13 protein-coding genes and 1 tRNA gene are annotated in these 17541 nt (G+C 66.1%); 8 read left to right on the forward strand and 6 right to left on the reverse strand.

Going from position 1 to position 17541, the window contains the following annotated elements; all coding sequences use genetic code 11:
* Nucleotides 1-86 precede the first annotated feature (86 nt).
* Nucleotides 87-1094 (reverse strand): RluA family pseudouridine synthase, encoded by a 1008-nt coding sequence (locus ABIB91_RS10925; protein WP_354169370.1) that lies wholly within the window; start codon nt 1092-1094, stop codon nt 87-89.
* On the opposite strand from ABIB91_RS10925, the gene ABIB91_RS10930 reads away from it, so the two are divergent.
* Together ABIB91_RS10930 and ABIB91_RS10935 are read left to right on the forward strand one after the other, a co-directional pair.
* Entirely contained in the window at nt 1093-1437 is a 345-nt protein-coding gene (locus ABIB91_RS10930; RefSeq protein WP_354169372.1) for a hypothetical protein, read from the forward strand. The genes ABIB91_RS10925 and ABIB91_RS10930 overlap by 2 nt on opposite strands.
* Before the next feature lie 248 nt (nt 1438-1685).
* Nucleotides 1686-1760: transfer RNA gene (locus ABIB91_RS10935), tRNA-Glu, on the forward strand.
* A gap of 96 nt (nt 1761-1856) precedes the next feature.
* Here ABIB91_RS10935 and ABIB91_RS10940 read toward each other — a convergent pair.
* Nucleotides 1857-2810, reverse strand: coding sequence for an alpha/beta hydrolase (locus tag ABIB91_RS10940; RefSeq protein WP_007596595.1), 954 nt, complete (start codon nt 2808-2810; stop codon nt 1857-1859).
* 1028 nt (nt 2811-3838) lie between these two features.
* Here ABIB91_RS10940 and ABIB91_RS10945 point away from each other — a divergent pair.
* Complete coding sequence (locus tag ABIB91_RS10945) at nt 3839-5329, forward strand: amidohydrolase family protein (protein ID WP_354169374.1); 1491 nt, start codon at nt 3839-3841, stop codon at nt 5327-5329.
* Nucleotides 5330-5332: 3 nt separating this feature from the next.
* Nucleotides 5333-6262, forward strand: coding sequence for a CobW family GTP-binding protein (locus ABIB91_RS10950; protein ID WP_354169376.1), 930 nt, complete (start codon nt 5333-5335; stop codon nt 6260-6262).
* Nucleotides 6263-6324: 62 nt separating this feature from the next.
* On the opposite strand, the gene ABIB91_RS10955 is transcribed toward ABIB91_RS10950, so the two are convergent.
* Both ABIB91_RS10955 and ABIB91_RS10960 read right to left on the reverse strand, forming a co-directional pair.
* Nucleotides 6325-6798 carry a hypothetical protein gene (locus tag ABIB91_RS10955; RefSeq protein WP_007596590.1) on the reverse strand — a complete coding sequence of 158 codons (474 nt, stop codon included), beginning with the start codon at nt 6796-6798 and terminating at the stop codon, nt 6325-6327.
* A 12-nt stretch (nt 6799-6810) separates the two neighbouring features.
* Complete coding sequence (locus ABIB91_RS10960) at nt 6811-7311, reverse strand: hypothetical protein (RefSeq protein WP_354169378.1); 501 nt, start codon at nt 7309-7311, stop codon at nt 6811-6813.
* Nucleotides 7312-7606: 295 nt separating this feature from the next.
* Here ABIB91_RS10960 and ABIB91_RS10965 point away from each other — a divergent pair, with 295 nt between their 5' ends.
* The 4 genes from ABIB91_RS10965 to ABIB91_RS10980 all read left to right on the forward strand — a co-directional run bounded on the left by ABIB91_RS10965 (nt 7607) and on the right by ABIB91_RS10980 (nt 15392).
* A complete protein-coding gene (locus ABIB91_RS10965) occupies nt 7607-9289 on the forward strand; it encodes a methyl-accepting chemotaxis protein (RefSeq protein ID WP_354169380.1) in 1683 nt (560 codons plus the stop codon).
* A gap of 11 nt (nt 9290-9300) precedes the next feature.
* Nucleotides 9301-9984 carry an aspartate/glutamate racemase family protein gene (locus ABIB91_RS10970; RefSeq protein ID WP_354169382.1) on the forward strand — a complete coding sequence of 228 codons (684 nt, stop codon included), beginning with the start codon at nt 9301-9303 and terminating at the stop codon, nt 9982-9984.
* A gap of 127 nt (nt 9985-10111) precedes the next feature.
* A complete protein-coding gene (locus tag ABIB91_RS10975; RefSeq protein WP_354169384.1) occupies nt 10112-13417 on the forward strand; it encodes a carboxyl transferase domain-containing protein in 3306 nt (1101 codons plus the stop codon).
* Nucleotides 13418-13526: 109 nt separating this feature from the next.
* Entirely contained in the window at nt 13527-15392 is a 1866-nt protein-coding gene (locus ABIB91_RS10980) for a sigma-54-dependent Fis family transcriptional regulator (RefSeq protein ID WP_354169386.1), read from the forward strand.
* Between the two features lie 208 nt (nt 15393-15600).
* Here the strand turns inward: ABIB91_RS10980 and ABIB91_RS10985 are convergent, their stop codons facing one another.
* Both ABIB91_RS10985 and ABIB91_RS10990 read right to left on the reverse strand, forming a co-directional pair.
* Nucleotides 15601-16755, reverse strand: coding sequence for an integrase core domain-containing protein (locus ABIB91_RS10985; protein ID WP_354169388.1), 1155 nt, complete (start codon nt 16753-16755; stop codon nt 15601-15603).
* A 164-nt stretch (nt 16756-16919) separates the two neighbouring features.
* Nucleotides 16920-17489 (reverse strand): flavin reductase family protein, encoded by a 570-nt coding sequence (locus ABIB91_RS10990; protein WP_354169390.1) that lies wholly within the window; start codon nt 17487-17489, stop codon nt 16920-16922.
* Nucleotides 17490-17541: the final 52 nt, after the last annotated feature.

A 17541-nucleotide genomic window follows, 5' to 3' on the forward strand; every position in this document is an offset into this window, starting at 1 on the left:
GCAAAAAGGGAAGGATTGCTGACGTCACGTCCCCGTGTGGCAGCTATAACTTTTTGTAATGTAAAGCATTTCTGAAGCGGCCTGCGTCATAGCGCCGCTTTCAGGGCCCCCTGAAGGAGAAGCAAATCCTCCGGCAGAGGCGTCTCCCAGTGGAGTAATTCTCCAGTCCTCGGGTGCTCCAATACCAGCAGGTAAGCGTGCAGGGCCTGCCGCCCCAGCGCGGCCAGGACGGCCTGCGACTCAGGGCTCAGCTGGTTTGCCTTGGTCTTGAAATGCGGGCCGTAGACGGAGTCGCCCATCAGGGGGTGGCCGATATGGGCGAGGTGGACGCGGATCTGGTGGGTGCGCCCGGTCTCGAGCTCGCAGGCAAGCAGCGCCGCGATCGGCTTGCCGTCGCGCCCGTTAAAACTCTCCAGAAGCTCCCAATGCGTCACAGCCTCGCGGCCGCCCTGGCGCACCGCCATCTTCTCGCGCGCATGCGGGTGGCGGTCGATCGGCGCGTCCACGGTGCCGCGATGGCGGCCCGGCAGCCCCCAGGCGAAGGCCATGTAGCCGCGCCGCATCGGCCCGGTGCGGCCGTGGTCGGCGAATTGCGCGGTGAGCGAGGCATGCGCGAGGTCGTTCTTGGCGACCACCATCAGCCCGGTGGTGTCCTTGTCCAGCCGGTGCACGATGCCGGGCCGGCGCACCCCGCCGATGCCCGACAGCGATGAGCCGCAATGGGCGATCAGCGCATTGACCAGCGTGCCGGTCTCGTGGCCGGCCGCGGGATGCACCACCAGCCCTTTCGGCTTGTTGAGGACGACGATGTCGTCGTCCTCGAACACGATATCGAGGGCGATATCCTCGCCTTTCGGCTCCGGCGCGGCCGCTTCCGGCACGTCGATTGTGATCGTATCGCCGGAGGCGACGTGATAAGCGGGGTCCCGGATCGCGGCGTCCCTGAGGCTCACCGCGCCCGCCAAAATCAGGGCTTTCAGCCTCGATCGCGACAGTTCGGCAAGGTGCACAGCCAGCACGCGGTCGAGCCGGGTCGAGCCCTCGGAGCCCTCGACGACAACCTCCAACCTTTGCGCAGAGCCAGAATTTTCCATGACGACGTCTGATACCGTTGTTCCCGAACCGAGCCCCGAGCAGGCCGCGCTGTTCGCGCGGGTGCGGCGGATGATGCTGATCGCGGGGTTGACCACGGCGCTGGCAATCTGCGCCGTGCTGATCGCGGTGGGCTACCGCCTTTTCAAGTCCGAGGGAAGGGCGCCCGAGCCAGCAGGCGACGTGACCGCCACCCTGCCCAAGGGCGCCAGAATCGTCTCGAGCGGTGTGGCCGGCGACCGGCTCGTGATCACGCTCGATGTCGGCGGCGTCACCGAGATCCGCACCTTCGACGCCCACACCTTGCGGCCGGCCGGAAAGCTGAAATTCGCCAACGAGCCGTAAGGCGGGCCTGGGGCGCGGAACTCGCCTCAGCCGTCGTCCTGGCGAAAGCCAGGACCCATAACCACCGAATCCGGTTGCGCGCACGAGATCGTCGTTCCGGTTCGCCTTAACCACGCCCATTCGGGGTGATGGGTCCTGGCCTCTGTGCGCAATTGCGCACGAGGCCAGGACGACGCCAGATGGACCTTTGAAACCCCTCGATCCCCGCTTGCCGCCGGCAAAATTCGAGGCTATGTCCTCTCCCTCACGCTCCCTTCGTCTAGCGGTTAGGACGCGGCCCTCTCAAGGCTGAAACAGGGGTTCGATTCCCCTAGGGAGCGCCATTTCTCCTGCCAGACCGGGCACTTCGAAAACCGGCCATTTCCGCTTGTAGCCCCCACCGGCGTGCGCAGTTCGCACGGCTCGGCGCGGGCGCTCTCCTAAGCGATCGTGCCGTCGATCGAGCGGCGGATCACCCGCTGTACTTCTGCATTCGACAGAAACAGATCGTGGTTGATGATGCCCCAGCCCTCCTGCGAAGCATCGACCACGCGCACACCGAGCTGCGCGATGACGGCTTTCTCGGCGGCGCCGACCCTGGTCATTCCACCTGCAATCTGTCCCGACAGCGCCAGGGCGCGATCGTTCGTGGAGGCGATCACGGTGATCTTGCCGGCAAGCGGACCGATGCGGTGGATCGCAGACGAGAACACGTCCATGTCGATATCGGGCGCGGCAAACACCACCGCGCCGATCTTGCTCGTCACTGTGTCGCCGTATCGCGCATAGAGCTGACGCAGGCTTTCGAGCGACAGCATGGTTCCCATGCTGTGCGCAACGATGTTCACGCGGCCGGTGCCTGGCGCCGACACGAGTGCGGAGAGCACGCGCTCAAACTCGTCGCGGGACCACATCGCACTGTCGCGGTCATAGGCATAGTCGAACAGTCCTGCCTTGGAAGGCCAGGAGAACACCATGGTCCGGCCGCGGAACTTGATCCCGTCGGAGAGATGGGCGCCATCGAGCACCGCCGTCTCGAACGTCTGCTTGAAGCCGTGCACATAGATCAGCACGTCTCCTCCGCCGGCCTGCGCGACGAGATCGCCGGCGTCGGCCGACACCGGTTCGACCCGGTCAAGGCGCCAATCGCCAATTCCAACCGAGGCGAGAGAAAGACGGCTCTCATCCGGCGCCCCCAGCTTCGCCCGCGCGACTGTCATGGTCGTCGCGCGCTCCGGGCCGAACCAGGGCTTCGTGCGACCGCCGTTCACCGGCTTGCGCGTGGTGGTGACGAGCAATGTGGGGTCAAGGGATAGCGATGACGCGTCGAAACGCGCGCCGGTCGCACCCAAGCCGGCGCATCCGCCGAGCGCGAGGGCGGTCCCTGCCGACATAAATCCGCCGAGGAGAGCGCGGCGCGAAATAGAATGACAGGGGTCGCGTTGCAGAAGAGGCCGAGCGATCACACGAAACCTTTGGGAACTTTTGTCCACCGTAGCGCCCCGCTACATCCCTGAATGACAATGGGGGCGAGAAGACGGCGGAGCTGCTTCGCGGTCCATTGCTTGGTCTTGGGTCAATCACCTCCGCGGGGCGGGCTAGAGTTAAGGTGACGGTGCACAGAACTCGTGCCGCCTTGTAAGCCGCGATCTTCTTGATCTGTGCTGCCTGTCGGGCAACACAGCCGAAGTCCGTCAACCCCTCCTCACAAAAATATTCCACTTTACCGAAATTCGGAAATATCGTATGTGTCGGCCATCCCAGCCCACAAAAGGGGCGGTCGTACGTCGTCACGAACGCGGGTTGGGAGTTGCGGTGGACGCGGGCGGCGTTAAAGGCGGGTGAGTGGCGTGCAGGGCGAGATGAACCTCGTGAGCATGTCACGAACCGCATCGACGGACGGCGCCGAAGCCCTGCGAAGCCTCTTGGCGAAGCAGGGTCAGCTCGCGTACGGCGAAACCGTGTGGTCCTGGCCGTCGTTGCTACGGTCAAGCCTTTGCGAAGGCGTCAGCGCGTCAACCGGCGCGGTGCCGTGCATTTCGCGGAGGTGACGGAGGCAAGAAGGAACTCGTCTCCGGGGAGAGCGCGGCATAGGCCGTCAAACCATCGCGCAGGGAAGGCCTGGTCTCGGCTGCCCTGTGTCTCCCCTGTGCATTGCGTGTGCAATCAGTTCGCATGGGGGTTTTTATGGGTGCCAGCCGGCGCCCGGTCTTCCCTGCGCCCTTTCTTGGAGGGCGTGAAGCGAGAAGCATAGCTCGGGCAAACCTGCCGCGAGACTGCGAGCGCGTGTCCGCGCCCCGCATGCAAATTGCACCCCCCCCTTTCGAGCCTTCCTTGCGAGCATGATGCGTCGGCATCGGTGGAGGTGGTCGTCCCTCCCGGAATCTGCCTTGATGCGAAATCAGCGTGAGGGAGCGACAATATGAGCGGCTTGGTGATCTCTGGCGGTCGGGTGGTGGATCCCGCCAGCGGAATGGACGCGGTTGGCGATGTGGCGGTGGTGGACGGCAGGATCGCCGCGGTCGGCGCCTCGCTCGGCAGCGCGGAGCGGGTGATCGACGCGACCGGCCTCGTGGTCGCGCCCGGCTTCATCGACCTTCATGCGCATGGCCAGTCGCTCCCCGCCGATCGCATGCAGGCATTCGACGGCGTCACGACGACGCTCGATCTCGAAGCGGGTGTGCTGCCGGTCGGCTCCTGGTATGAGCGCCAGGCGCGGAAGGGGCGCGTGCTGAACTACGGCGCCGCCACCAACTGGGCTTTTGCGCGCATCGGTGCAATGACGGGCTCCAATGCGGAGAGCTCGCTGGAGGCGTTCGGCAACGCCATGCGCGATCGCCGCTGGATGGACAACGTCGCGAGCGATGCGGAGGTATCGGGCATTCTGGAGCGCCTTTCGCGCGGTCTGAACGAGGGCGGCATCGGCATCGGCATCTTGAACGCGTATGCGCCGGGCGCCGGCGTGCAGGAGCTGACCGCGGTCTGCCAGCTCGCGGCCGCGCAGGACGTGCCGACCTTCACCCATGTCGCCTACATGTCGCGCGTTGATCCCGAGAGCGCGGCGGAAGCCTATATCCGCCTGATCGGTTATGCCGGCGCCACCGGTGCGCACATGCACATCTGCCATTTCAACTCGTCGAGCAAGACCGACGTCGAGCGCTGCCGCGTGCTGATCGCGAAAGCGCAGGCGCAGGGCCTGCCCATCACCGTCGAGGCCTATCCCTACGGCACCGGCTCGACCGTGCTGGCGGCGGCGTTCTTCAGCGACCCCGAATTCGTCGAGCGCAACGGCACGGGTTACGATTCCGTGCAGCGGGTCACCGACGGCCATCGCTTCAGCGATCGCGAGGAGCTCTTGAAGGCGCAGGCCGACGAGCCGTCGTCGCTGGTGCTGTGGCACATCCTCGACACCGAGAACAATGCGCATCACCGCGACCTCCTCGACATGGCGGTGCTCTATCCCGGCGGCGCGATCGCGTCCGACGCGATGCCGTGGACGACGTCGGACGGCAAGACCTATACGGGCGATGCCTGGCCGCTGCCGGATGACGCCACCTCGCATCCGCGCTCGGCCGGCTGCTTCACGAAATTCATCCGCGAATGGGTACGCGAGCGCAAGACCGTGTCGTTGCTCGAAGGCGTGCGCAAATGCGCGCTGATCCCGGCGGAAATCCTGTCGCAGAGCACGCCCGCGATGCGCGCCAAGGGAAGGCTCGCGAAGGACGCCGATGCCGACATCGTCGTGTTCGACTACGAGAAGCTCTCGGACCGCGCGACCTTCACGGCGATGAACCGCCCCTCCGAGGGCGTGCGGCACCTCGTGGTCAGCGGCCAGATGCTGATCACAGATGGCGTGCTGGACGTGGCGGCGCGGCCCGGCCGTCCCGTGCGCCGGCCCGTCGTCGGGGGCTGAGACATGCCGGTCCCCATTCTCCTGGTGACGGGCTTTCTGGGGGCCGGCAAGACCACGGTCGTCAACCATCTGCTGGCGCATGCGGAGGGGCGGCGGATCGCCGCTGTGGTCAACGATTTCGGCGCGATCAACATCGATGCCGAGCTGATCGCGGGCGCGAGCGACGGCGTGGTCAGCCTCGCCAATGGCTGCATCTGCTGCTCGCTCGAAGGCGACCTCCTGCGCACGCTCGCGACGCTGCTGCGGCGTGATCCGAAGCCGGAGTACATCGTCATCGAGACCAGCGGCGTCGCCGACCCCGCCGACATCGTCCGCAATCTGATGGATCCCGTGATCCTGCGCGAGGCGCCGCTGGAAACGGTGCTCTGCGTGATGGACGCGGCGACCCCGCCGGCCGCCCTTGAGGACGCGCTGCATCGTTCGCAGCTGCGCGTCGCCGACATCGTAGCGCTGAGCAAGCTGGATCTGGCGGACGAGGGCGCGGGCGGCCGGATGCGCGAGGCGATCCGCGCGCAGCGCGTTCCTGCCGTGGTGGTCGATGCGCAGCACGGCGAGATTCCGTCCGCGCTGCTGTTTCCCGCAACTGTCGATCGCGCGCCGCCGCTACGCGAGCCCGGACCGAAACGTCCCGCAGAGCAACGCTTCGAAACCCTGAGCTGGACCTCGGACCGCCCGATCTCGCTGCCCCGCCTGCAGCAGGCGATCGGCCGGCTTGCGCCAAAACTCGCGCGGGCAAAAGGCCTGTTCGAGACCGTCGAGCAGCCCGGGCGCCAGATGGTGTTTCAATTCGCCGCCGGCCGCGCCACGCTCGCCCCTGGCGAAGTGCCGATGTCGGGCGCGCCGCGTGCGCGGATCGTCTTCATCGCCGAGCTCGGCGTGCTCTCAAAGGCGGAGCTCGACGGGATCATGGAGACCTGTGTTGCCGATCGGTGAAGCTATCACCTCAAGCGAATTGCGCGAGGCGAGCACGGTGATCTGGCAGGACCGCTAAGGTGTCAGCAGAACGCGAGCGCGTTGACGGCCCTCGTCGTCGCAATCCCGTTCTCGTTGCCGACGAACTGGCAGACGGCGGATTCGAGCTCACCCGGCTGGTTGCCTCGTGCCACCGCCAGCAGTCGCATCAATTCCGTTTCGTCCTGCGACAGGCGCCGGCACGACGGCGGCATGAAGCACAATTGGCAGGGCCGGCCGCTGCGCAGAATTCTGACCAGCGCGGCAACGCGTGCGACCAGCAGCGGGCTGTCGGCGATGCCAGGCGCCTCGTCGGCAAAGCGATAGGCCGCCTCCCAGCAATCGGACGCGCCGGTCGCATAGGCGGCAGCGATGAACCGCAACAGCGAGAGCGTGACGCGGCCAAAATCATCGTAGCTCTCGACATTAGGCCGCGTCGCAAGCGCGGCCTGGAGCGGACAGAGCCGCGCCTGGCCGGCTTCCGTGACGGGCACAAAGCCGCAACTATCATGCATCATGCGCGATCCCGGTCAGTGCAAGGTGGGGCTTCCGACCAGCCAGCTCTTCATCGCCATCGTCCGGTCATGGTCGAAAGACGGAACGTGCCGGTCGGGCAGGATGAGACCCGCCATGCGGAAGATCGTTGCAAGCCCCCGCACCGGCGCGAGAGCCCAATCGGCGCCGACCGGCGGCAGCCAGCATTCGAACTGCTCGCGCGCGATATCGTCGCGCTCTTTCTGCGCTGCGGCGATCGCCCGCAACATGCCGTGCTCGCTGTCGGACATGCGCGGGCAGGTCGGGCAGTGCACCGCGATGGCCGTATGCGCCGTGCAGGCAAAGATCTCGATGATGCATTCCAGCGAAGGCACGGCGTCGCCCACGCGAAAGTGGTCGTAGACTTGCTGGATATCGGCCGCGGTCGGAACAGCGCTTCCGCTGCGCGCCTTGGCCCGAAACCCCCAGATGAAGAGCCGCTCCGCCGCGCTCAGCGCCGGAAGCTCGAGGGACCCTGTCGATGTCGATTGATGCATTGAACCTCTGGCCTCTGGCTGCGCCTACGCCCCGACCGGCGCTGATGATCTGCACCGATCGTTCCGTCAGAGCCCCCTGCAAGTCAACGCTCGGAGGGGCGATGTCGAGGTCTTCTAGTTTTGAAGAGTTCGCATCTCGGATGCAGCCAGCCTCGCGAGCTTGCGAGGCCGTCCGCAGCATGCCGGTAGGATCCTACGGAGTTTTGCGGGTGGTGGGGAACCCGAATGCTTAAAGCTTTGCTAAGGGGCGCGGGATAAACTGGCATATCAGCCCTTCCAATTCTTGCGAGCTCCGATGTTTTTCTCCCGCATCAGTTTCAAGCTGGTCCTGATTGTCGGCATCAGCCTCCTTGGCATGATCGCGCTGGCGCCGATCGCGCTATCGATCCTGCGCGCGCAGATGATCGCGGACCGTGAGGCCAAGACGCAGCACATGGTCGACGTCGGCTACGGCATCCTGGCGCACTACCAGAAGCTCGAGAGCGAAGGAAAACTCCCACGCGAGCAGGCCCAGGCCGGTGCGATCGCGGAGATCAAGAGCCTGCGCTACGACAAGGTCGAGTATTTCTGGCTCAATGACATGACCCCCAAGATGGTCATGCACCCGATCAAGCCCGAGCTCGACGGCAAGGATCTCTCCGGGATGAAGGATCCATCCGGCAACGCGCTGTTCGTCGGCTTCGTTGACGTCGTCAAAAAGCAGGGCGCGGGCTTCTACAGCTACCTCTGGCCGAAGCCCGGCTTCGACCAGCCGGTCGGGAAAATCTCCTATGTGAAGGGCTTTGCGCCCTGGGGCTGGATCATCGGCACCGGTATCTATCTCGACGACGTCGCCACCGTCTTCCGCCAGAATGCGATGACCTTCGCCCTGGTGTGCCTGGTCGTGTTCGTGCTCGTGCTCGGCGCCTCCTTTGTGATCGGCCGGAGCGTGACCCGGCCACTGGCGAAGATCACCGCGCTCACCGAGCGCCTCGCCTCCGGCGACAGCGCGTTCGACGTGCCCCATACCGACCGTCGCGACGAGATCGGCGGGCTCGCCAAGGCGCTTGCCGTGTTCAAGGACAATGCGTCGGCGGTCGGCCGGATGCACGCCGAACAGCAGGAGACGAAGCAGAAGGCCGACGAGGAGAAGCGCAAGACGATGACCGACCTCGCCGGTAAGTTCGAGGCGAACGTTCAGGCCGTCGTCCGCGACGTCTTCAACGAGGCGCGCGCGATGCAGCAGGCCGCGCAGGGTATGTCCGAGACCGCCGACAAGGCGACCGACCGTGCTAGCTTCGTCGCCACCGCCTGTCAGCAGGCTTCGAGCAACGTGCAGACGGTGGCCTCCGCCGCCGCGCAGCTGTCGTCCTCGATCACCGAGATCAGCCAGCGCGTCGCGCAGGCTGCAAGCGTGGCCGACAAGGCCGCCGCCGACGGCCAGCGCACCAACGACACCGTGCAGGGGCTGGCCGCCGCCGCGCACAAGATCGGTGAGGTCATCGACCTCATCAACCAGATCGCCTCGCAGACCAATTTGCTCGCGCTTAACGCCACCATCGAGGCAGCGCGCGCCGGCGAGGCCGGCAGGGGGTTTGCGGTGGTGGCAAGCGAAGTGAAGTCGCTGGCGAGCCAGACCGCGAAGGCGACCGACGAGATCGGCGCGCAGATCACCGCGATCCAGGCCGAGACCAACCAGGTCGTCGGCAACATCGACAGCATCCGCAAGACCATCTTGGAGGTCAACGAGATTTCCTCGTCGATCGCCGCAGCCGTCGAGGAGCAGGGCGCCGCGACCGCGGCGATCGCCCACAGCGTACGCGAGGCTGCCTCCGGCACCGACCAGGTTTCGCAGAACATCTCGGGTGTGACCGACGCGACGGCGGAGACCGGACAGGCCGCCGGCCTCGTGCTGCAATCGAGTGGCCGGCTGTCGCAGAAGCTGCAATCGCTGGAAGACGAGGTCAGTGCTTTCGTTGCGGGGGTGCGGGCGGCCTAGTATAGCAGGGGATGAATCAGAGTTCTGATCGGCGCGCGTGCATTCTCCTGATCAATCCGAACAGTTCCGTGGCGACCACTGAGATGATGGTCGCCATCGCGAGGTCGACCGTCGTCGACGGCTTCGACATCGACGGCGCGACCGCAACGCGCGCGCCGCAAATGATCGTGACGCCGGATGCGCTGGATGCAGCTTCCGCCGAAGTTCTGGAGATATCGCAGTCGAACCGGCATGCATGCGACGGTATCATCGTCGCGGCGTTCGGCGATCCCGGATTGGCCGGCATCAAGGCCGCGATGAAACGGCCCGCGGTCGGCATCGGTGAGTCCTCGATGGTGGCAGCCGCCGAGAACGGCCGCCGCTTCGGCGTGGCGACCACGACGCCGCTGTTGGAAGCGAAGATCGACGCTCTGCCGGAAGCGCTGGGTCTGCGATCGTATTACACCGGCGTCCGCTTCGCGGAGGGCGATCCGCAGGAGCTGATGCGCGATCCGGCGCGGCTGCGAACAGCGCTCGCGGGCGCGGTCGAGGCCTGCATCGCGCAGGATGGCGCGGAGGCGGTCATCATCGGCGGCGGGCCGCTGGGCGAAGTCGCGCGCGAGCTTCAGCCGATCTTCACCGCGCCGGTCATCGCGCCGATCCCGTCTGCCGTGGCGCGGATTATTCGCCTCATCACGGCACGCGCGACCGACTGAAATTCCGGCCGGCGGGAACGGTCGTCGGGACCGGCGTTCTTGCCCTTGACGGCCTCGGTTAAAGTGACGAAGCAGAACAATCGGACCGGCCGACCCGCGCTTGGGCACGCGGGCATGGAGACGCTGCATGTCGTTCAAGAAGCTCCTGATCGCCAATCGCGGCGAGATCGCCATCCGCATCGCGCGCGCCGCAGCCGATTCCGGCCTCGCGACGGTCGCGATCCATCCCGCGGACGATGCGCTGTCGCTGCATGTGCGCCTTGCCGATGAGGCGGTCGAAATCCCCGGCCGCGGCGCGCGGGCCTATCTCGACATCGAGGCCGTGGTGAAGGCGGCGAGGAGCGCAGGCTGCGACGCCGTGCACCCCGGCTACGGCTTCCTCAGCGAGAACGCTGCGTTCGCGAAGGCCTGCGTCGATGCAGGCATCGCCTTCGTCGGGCCGAAGCCGGCGGCGCTCGAACTGTTCGGCGACAAGGTTGCGGCACGGCAACTGGCAAAGCGCTGCGGCGTGCCAATCATCGCCGGCACCAGCGGGCCCTCCTCGCTGGAGGACATCACGGCGTTCTTCACCTCGCTCGGCAGCAACCCGGCGATCGTGATCAAGGCGATGGCCGGCGGCGGCGGGCGCGGCATGCGCGTGGTCGAGCGCGCTGCCGATCTCGCGGAGGCCTATGCGCGTTGCCAGTCCGAGGCCAAGGCCGCGTTCGGCTTCGACGGCGTCTATGCCGAGCGGTTGATCCGGCAGGCGCGCCATATCGAGGTGCAGATCATCGGCGATCGCCACGGCGCGATCTCCCACCTCTGGGAACGCGAATGCACCATTCAGCGCCGGCACCAGAAGCTGATCGAGGTGGCGCCGAGCCCGTCGCTCAGCGACGGCTTGCGTGGCCGTATCAGCGAGGCGGCGAAGCAACTCGCCGTGGCCGCGTCTTACGACAATCTCGGCACGTTCGAGTTCTTGGTCGACGGCACTGCCGACGACAGTTTTGCCTTCATCGAGGCCAACCCGCGGCTCCAGGTCGAGCACACCGTAACGGAAGAGGTGCTCGGCCTCGATCTCGTCCGCGCCCAGCTCGCGGTCGCCGCCGGTGCCTCGCTTGCGTCGCTCGGCCTGGCGCAAGGCTCGATCCCGAAACCGCGCGGCTATGCCATGCAGTTGCGTGTCAACATGGAGACGCTGGACGAGCTGGGGGCGACGCACCCGACCGGCGGCGTGCTTGCCGTGTTCGAGCCGCCGTCGGGCCCCGGCGTCCGCGTCGATAGTTTCGGTTATGCCGGCTACAAGACCAGTGCCGCCTTCGACTCGCTGCTGGCAAAGGTCATCGTGCATACGCCCGGTGAAGCCTGGGATGATGTCGTCGCGAAGGCCTCGCGCGCCTTGCGCGAGTTTCGGATCGACGGCGTCGTCACCAACATCGCCTTCCTCCAGGCCGTGCTGGTACATCCCGATTTCAGGTCCAATCGCATCGCGACAGACTTCATCGATCGCAACATCGGCAAGCTCGTCGAAGCCGCGGATGGCGCGGCCAAACCACTTTATTTTGCGGCAACGGAGCGAAGCGGCGGCGCCGGCACCGAGGCGCATACGGCACAGATCGTACCCGAAGGCACGGTGATGGTCGCAGCACCCTTGCAGGGGACTATTGTCACTATTCAGGTGAAGGAAGGCGAGGTCGTGCGCCCGGGCCAGCAGCTCGCCGTGATCGAATCCATGAAGATGGAGCATCTCGTCATGGCCGAGCAGGGCGGCCGCGTCATGAAGCTCCTCGCCGGCGACGGTGTCACGCTGATGCATGGCGAGCCGATCATGTATCTGGAGCCGCTCGAGGTCGCGGCCGATGCGTCTGCAACGGAAACCGATATCGATCTCGACCACATCCGTCCCGATCTCGCCGAACTGATCGCGCGCCAGGCCAACACGCTCGACGAAAATCGCCCTGCTTCGGTCGAGCGCCGCCGCAACACCAATCAGCGCACCGCGCGCGAGAATGTCGCGCAGCTCGTCGACGACGGCTCGTTCATGGAGTACGGCAGCCTTGCGATCGCGGCGCAGCGGCGCCGGCGCAAGCTCGACGATCTCGTCAAGAACACGCCGGCCGACGGCCTCGTCATGGGCGTCGCGACCGTCAACGCCGAGAAGTTCGGGCCCGAGGGCGGGCGCTGCATCGTCGTGGCCTACGACTACACCGTGCTCGCGGGCACGCAGGGCCACATGAACCACAAGAAGATCGACCGCATGCTGACGCTCGCGGAAGACTGGCGCGTGCCCCTGGTGTTCTATGCCGAAGGCGGCGGCGGCCGGCCTGGCGATACCGACCGGCTCGGCATGACCGGGCTCGATGGTCCGTCCTTCGTGCAGTTCGCCAGACTCTCGGGTCTTGTGCCGGTCATCGGCGTGGTCTCCGGCTATTGCTTCGCCGGCAATGCCGCGATGCTCGGCTGCTGCGATGTCATCATCGCCGCCAAAAATGCCTCGATCGGCATGGGTGGCCCCGCGATGATCGAGGGCGGCGGGCTCGGCGTCTATCACCCGGCCGAGGTCGGTCCTGTCACGTTCCAGTCGCCGAACGGCGTCATCGACATCCTCGTCGAGGACGAAGAGGAGGCGACATCCGTTGCGCAAAAATACTTGTCCTATTTCCAGGGCGCGGTGACGGACTGGCAGGCCGCCGACCAGCGGCTGCTGCGCCGCGCGATCCCCGAGAACCGCCTGCGCGTCTACGACATCCGCAGCGTGATCGACCTCGTCGCGGACAAGGACAGCGTGCTGGAGCTGCGCCGCGACTACGGCGTCGGCATGATCACCGCGTTGATCCGCATCGAGGGGAAGCCGTTCGGCCTGATCGCCAACAATCCGCGCCATCTTGGCGGTGCGATCGACGCCGATGCCGGCGACAAGGCCGCGCGCTTCCTCCAGCTCTGCGACGCCTTCGATCTGCCGATCGTCTCGCTGTGCGACACGCCCGGCTTCATGGTCGGCCCGGAAGCCGAGAAGACGGCGATCGTGCGCCACGTCTCGCGCATGTTCGTGACAGGCGCGAGCCTGACAGTGCCGCTGTTCGGCATCGTCCTGCGCAAGGGCTATGGGCTCGGGGCGCAGTCGATGATCGGCGGCGGCTTCCACGCCTCGTTCTTCACCGCGGCCTGGCCGACCGGCGAGTTCGGTGGCATGGGCCTGGAGGGATACGTCCGCCTCGGCTTCCGCAAGGAAATGGAGGCGATCGCCGACCCCGTCGAGCGTGAGACCTATTATCGCAACAAGGTCGCCGAGCTCTACGCCAACGGCAAGGCGGTCTCGATCGCCTCCGTGTTCGAGATCGACAACGTCATCGATCCCGCCGAGACGCGGCGGTGGATCATGGCAGGCCTGCGGTCGGTGCCGAAGCCGCCGACGCGGACGGCGAAGAAGCGACCCTGCATCGATACGTGGTGAGGGCGGTGCAGCAATTATGATTGCGCTTCGCCGCGTTCCCGGTTCCCGATTGACATCCCCGCCTGCGGTGCCAGACTTTGCACAATAATACAGGGTGGAGACGTCCGCGATGGCCAGCCTTTCGGCCTCGAACCATGTCGCCCGTGTCTTGTCCGTCGCCAATCAGGTTGCAGACCGCTTGGCCGACGTCGATGCCTCTTCGCGCATTGCCAATTCCTGGCGGCGCTGCCTGGTCAGCCACAAGCTCGATCCCGCCCGCCAAGGCCCGCCGCAGACGCTGACCGAAGCCGAGATCCGGCATGTCGCCGAGCCGATGGAAGAGACGATCCGGCTTGCAACACCGGAGCTCGACGATCTCGCCCGGGTACTCCGCGATGCCGGTTATTGCGTCAACCTGGCGGACGTGAACGCAACCATGCTGTTCAGCCGCCTGCCCCGCGAGGCCGACGCACGACTGTTCATGGACTGGAAGATCTACACCGGCTCGAATTTCTCCGAGGCCTTTGAAGGCACCAATGGGCTCGGCACCGCGCTCGCCGAGCAGAAGCCGATCCTGGTACATCGCGACGAGCACTTTCGCGCGCAGTGGCACATGTTTTCCTGCGCCGTGACGCCGCTGTTCGACCAGGCCGGACGGCTCGCAGGCGCCGTGAACATCACCTCCTGCCGCGAGGACCTCGAACGCACCGCGCATCAGCTCGCGCTGGCGGTGACGATGGAGGCAACGCGGCGCATGGAGGGCGCGATCTTCCGCGGTCATTTCCGCAACGCCTGGATCGCGACCGTGCCGGGCGATGGCGGCAGCGGCCTGCTCGCCTATGATGACGATCGCCGCATCGTCGGCGCCTGCCGTTCGGCGCGCGCACTGCTGGGTCTCACCGACGGCTTGATCGCCTCCGGCATCGATCTGTCGCGCTATGTCAAATTCGACCATCCCGCCGCGCGCGACGCGGACGATCTCGTCGAGCTGCGCCGGGGCGATGGCAGTCCGTTGGGGCATGGCCATGTCGCGCCGCCGCTGCGGCCACGGCCGTCCACGCAGCGTCGTGACGTTCCTGTGGACCCCTTCGATGCGCTGCAGCGCCTCGCTGGCCGCGATCCAGGACTGATCAAGAGTGTAAAGCGGCTCAGACGCATCGGCGATCACAATCTGCCGGTGCTGCTGCATGGCGAGACCGGCGTCGGCAAGGATGTGTTCGCCCGTGCCATCCACGCGGCCGGCAATCGCGCGCGCCACAACTATGTCGCGCTGAACTGCGCTGCGATGCCGGACAGCCTGATCGATGCCGAGCTGTTCGGTTACGAGGCCGGCGCCTTCACCGGCGCGCGCCGCGACGGCTCGAAAGGCCTGATCGTGCAGGCCGACGGCGGCACGCTGTTCCTCGACGAGATCGGCGACATGCCGATTGCGCTGCAGACGCGGCTGCTACGGGTGCTGGAGAACCGCGAAGTCTGGCCGCTCGGCGCGCTGAAGCCCGTGCCGGTCGACATTCGCCTGATCAGCGCCACGCATCGCGATCTCGGCCGCATGGCCGAGGAGGGCGCCTTCCGCACCGACCTCTATTTCCGTCTGCGCGGCATGGAGGTCCGGCTGCCGGCCTTGCGCGAGCGCGCCGACCGCGACGACGTCATCCGCCAGATCGCGCGCGAGGAAGCGTCGAACTGCTCCCTCTCGGACGAGGCCTGGGCGCAGCTCGCGGCCTATCCCTATCCCGGCAACATGCGCCAGCTCCGGCACGTGCTGCGGCTCGCCGGCTGCACGGCGGAAGACGGTGTCATCACCGATGCCGACCTCGATTTGCCGCCGTTTGGTGGAAGGGCGGAGCCGGATCTCGCGGCGGCGGAGCGCGCCACGATCGTGGAGGCGTTGCGCGAGCATGGTGGTCGTGTGATCGAAGCGGCGCGCGCGCTGAAGCTCAGCCGCGCGACGCTCTATCGCAAGATCAAGCAGTTGAAGATAGAGACAGCGCAGTAGCACTCAGCTGCATGCGGCGAGCTTTCTTCCCCTCTCCCCCTGCGGGAGAGGGTGGCTCGCCGCGACAGCGGCGAGACGGGTGAGGGGTCTCTCTCCGCACCTGATTCTCTGGCTTCTGGATTCGCGGAGAGATACCCCTCATCCGGCGTTTCGCTGTCCAGCGGATGGATGGGTAACAAAACAGACCGGATGGATGGGTAACAGTCGTTCATGATTTGGTCGGCTGCGGCGCTGCGCTAGCGCAGCGCCGCAGCTTGCGTGTTTTCTGGTCGATGATGCCGATCGGCACGTCGAAGAAGCGCACTTGCCAGGATCCGTCCTCGGTCTCCTCGACGGCAACGGCTTCGCCAACGAGAGCGCTGCAAATGTGGATGAGCTCGCCTCGCCATTTGATCTCGCCATTGGAGCGAACCTGGCGCACCGCGGCTTCGGCCGGGTAGTCGGGCTCTGGAAGCCGCCTTGGCATCGCACGAGGCGAGGGCTGATAGACGCTGGCGGGTGGGAGCTGGCCAAGCGACTCATGGGGCCGTTCTTCGTTGTAGTCGCGCACGAATGCCGCAAAGCGACGGGCCTGCGCGATCTGGTTTGGCGGCGGTGGCTGCATGGCTTCCAGAAGCGTGAGGTGGAAACGCTCGTGCCGGCCGTTCTGTTGCGGATGGCCGGGGTCAATCCGTTCATGGCGAATGCCAAGCTTGATCCACCATATCGACAGCGCGGTCAGACCGGTGATCCCGGTCGAGGCGAACGGCGAGCCGTTGTCGGAGCGGATGATCTCCGGCAAGCCGTACTCGCGAAACGCCCGTTCCAGCGGCGCTTGGCACTCGGCATATTGCGTACTGCCCGTCGCCGCCAGGCTGATCAAATAGCGGCTGAAGCCATCGGTCGCCGTGAACGGTTCGACGCGAGAGCCGTCGCCCAACCGGATCCAGCCCTTGTGATCGAGCGCCCAGACATGGTTGGCATGCTGAGGCACGGTCAGTTGCCTCATGCGCGGCGGCGCACGTCGCCGAACCCTGCGGTCGCCGACCAGTCCCGCCCGTTTGAGAATCTCCCCGGCCGTCGAGGCCGATGGCCAATCCACATCCCCTTGACGAGCCTCAAGCTTGCTCACGATCTTGCGCGGCCCCCAGCTCGGCCGCTCAAGCCGCAGCCCCACAATCGCATCCACGATGTGCCGTGGCGTCGCGCGCCCATGCACCCGCGCGGCATGCGAGCGATCCCCAAGCCCTCCAGGTCCTTCCAGCCGGTAGCGCTCCAACCATTTGTAACCGGTCTTGCGACTAATCTCGTAACGCTCGCAAAGCTCCGTCATCGTCCACAAGCCGGTTCGCTGTTCCGAAATGAAGTTAACCCGTTGGTCCATTGCGCAGCTCTCTCTCCAAGGCATCGGCTGATCCTCCCAGCCGACAGAGAACTGTCACCCATCCATCCGGTCTACTGTGTTGCCTATCTATCCGGTCTGGACATCGCGCCACCTTCTCCCGCAAGGGGAGAAGGGAAGAGCGCACCATCAACGCCGCCGCTGCCTTACGAAAAATCGCTCCAGCTCAGATGTCGCGAGTCGAGGTCGCCGACGGTTACGGTGCCGCGGATTTCGCGCGGGGCGTGGAAGCTGCTGCGCAGATACACGAGCGGCGCCGCGCCGTCGGAATGCGATGCGCCGCGCACCTCGCCGACGAAGATCGAATGCGTCTTGGTCTCGAATTCCTGCGCCAGCACGCAGTCGAACGCGGCGACCGCATCCGTCAGCACCGGCGCGCCGGTCACCCCGCGCGTCCATTCCCCGAACGCAAAGCGGTCGTCGCCATTGACGCCCTTCTGGCCGCTGAAGGTCAGCGCCAGTGCCGCGTGGTCCTCGTGCAGGAAGTTGATCGCGAACGCGCCTTCCTCGCGGATACGCGCGTGCGCACTGGCGTTGCGGTTGACACACACGATCAGGGATGGCGGCGAGTCCGACAGTGAGCAGGCCGAGGTCACAGTCAACCCCGTGCGCTTGCCGTGCTCGGCGCCGACCGTCACCAGCGCGACGGCGCCGGCGCACTGGCGCATCGCCTCCTTGAAATCCTTGGCGTCGAAAGCACTAGCGTCCACGCTCACGCGGAAATCTCCGAAATGGATGCGGATGCGGCACGATCGCGCCGCACCCGCG

This window comes from Bradyrhizobium sp. JR4.3 (genome assembly GCF_040547695.1).
GTDB lineage: Bacteria > Pseudomonadota > Alphaproteobacteria > Rhizobiales > Xanthobacteraceae > Bradyrhizobium > Bradyrhizobium canariense.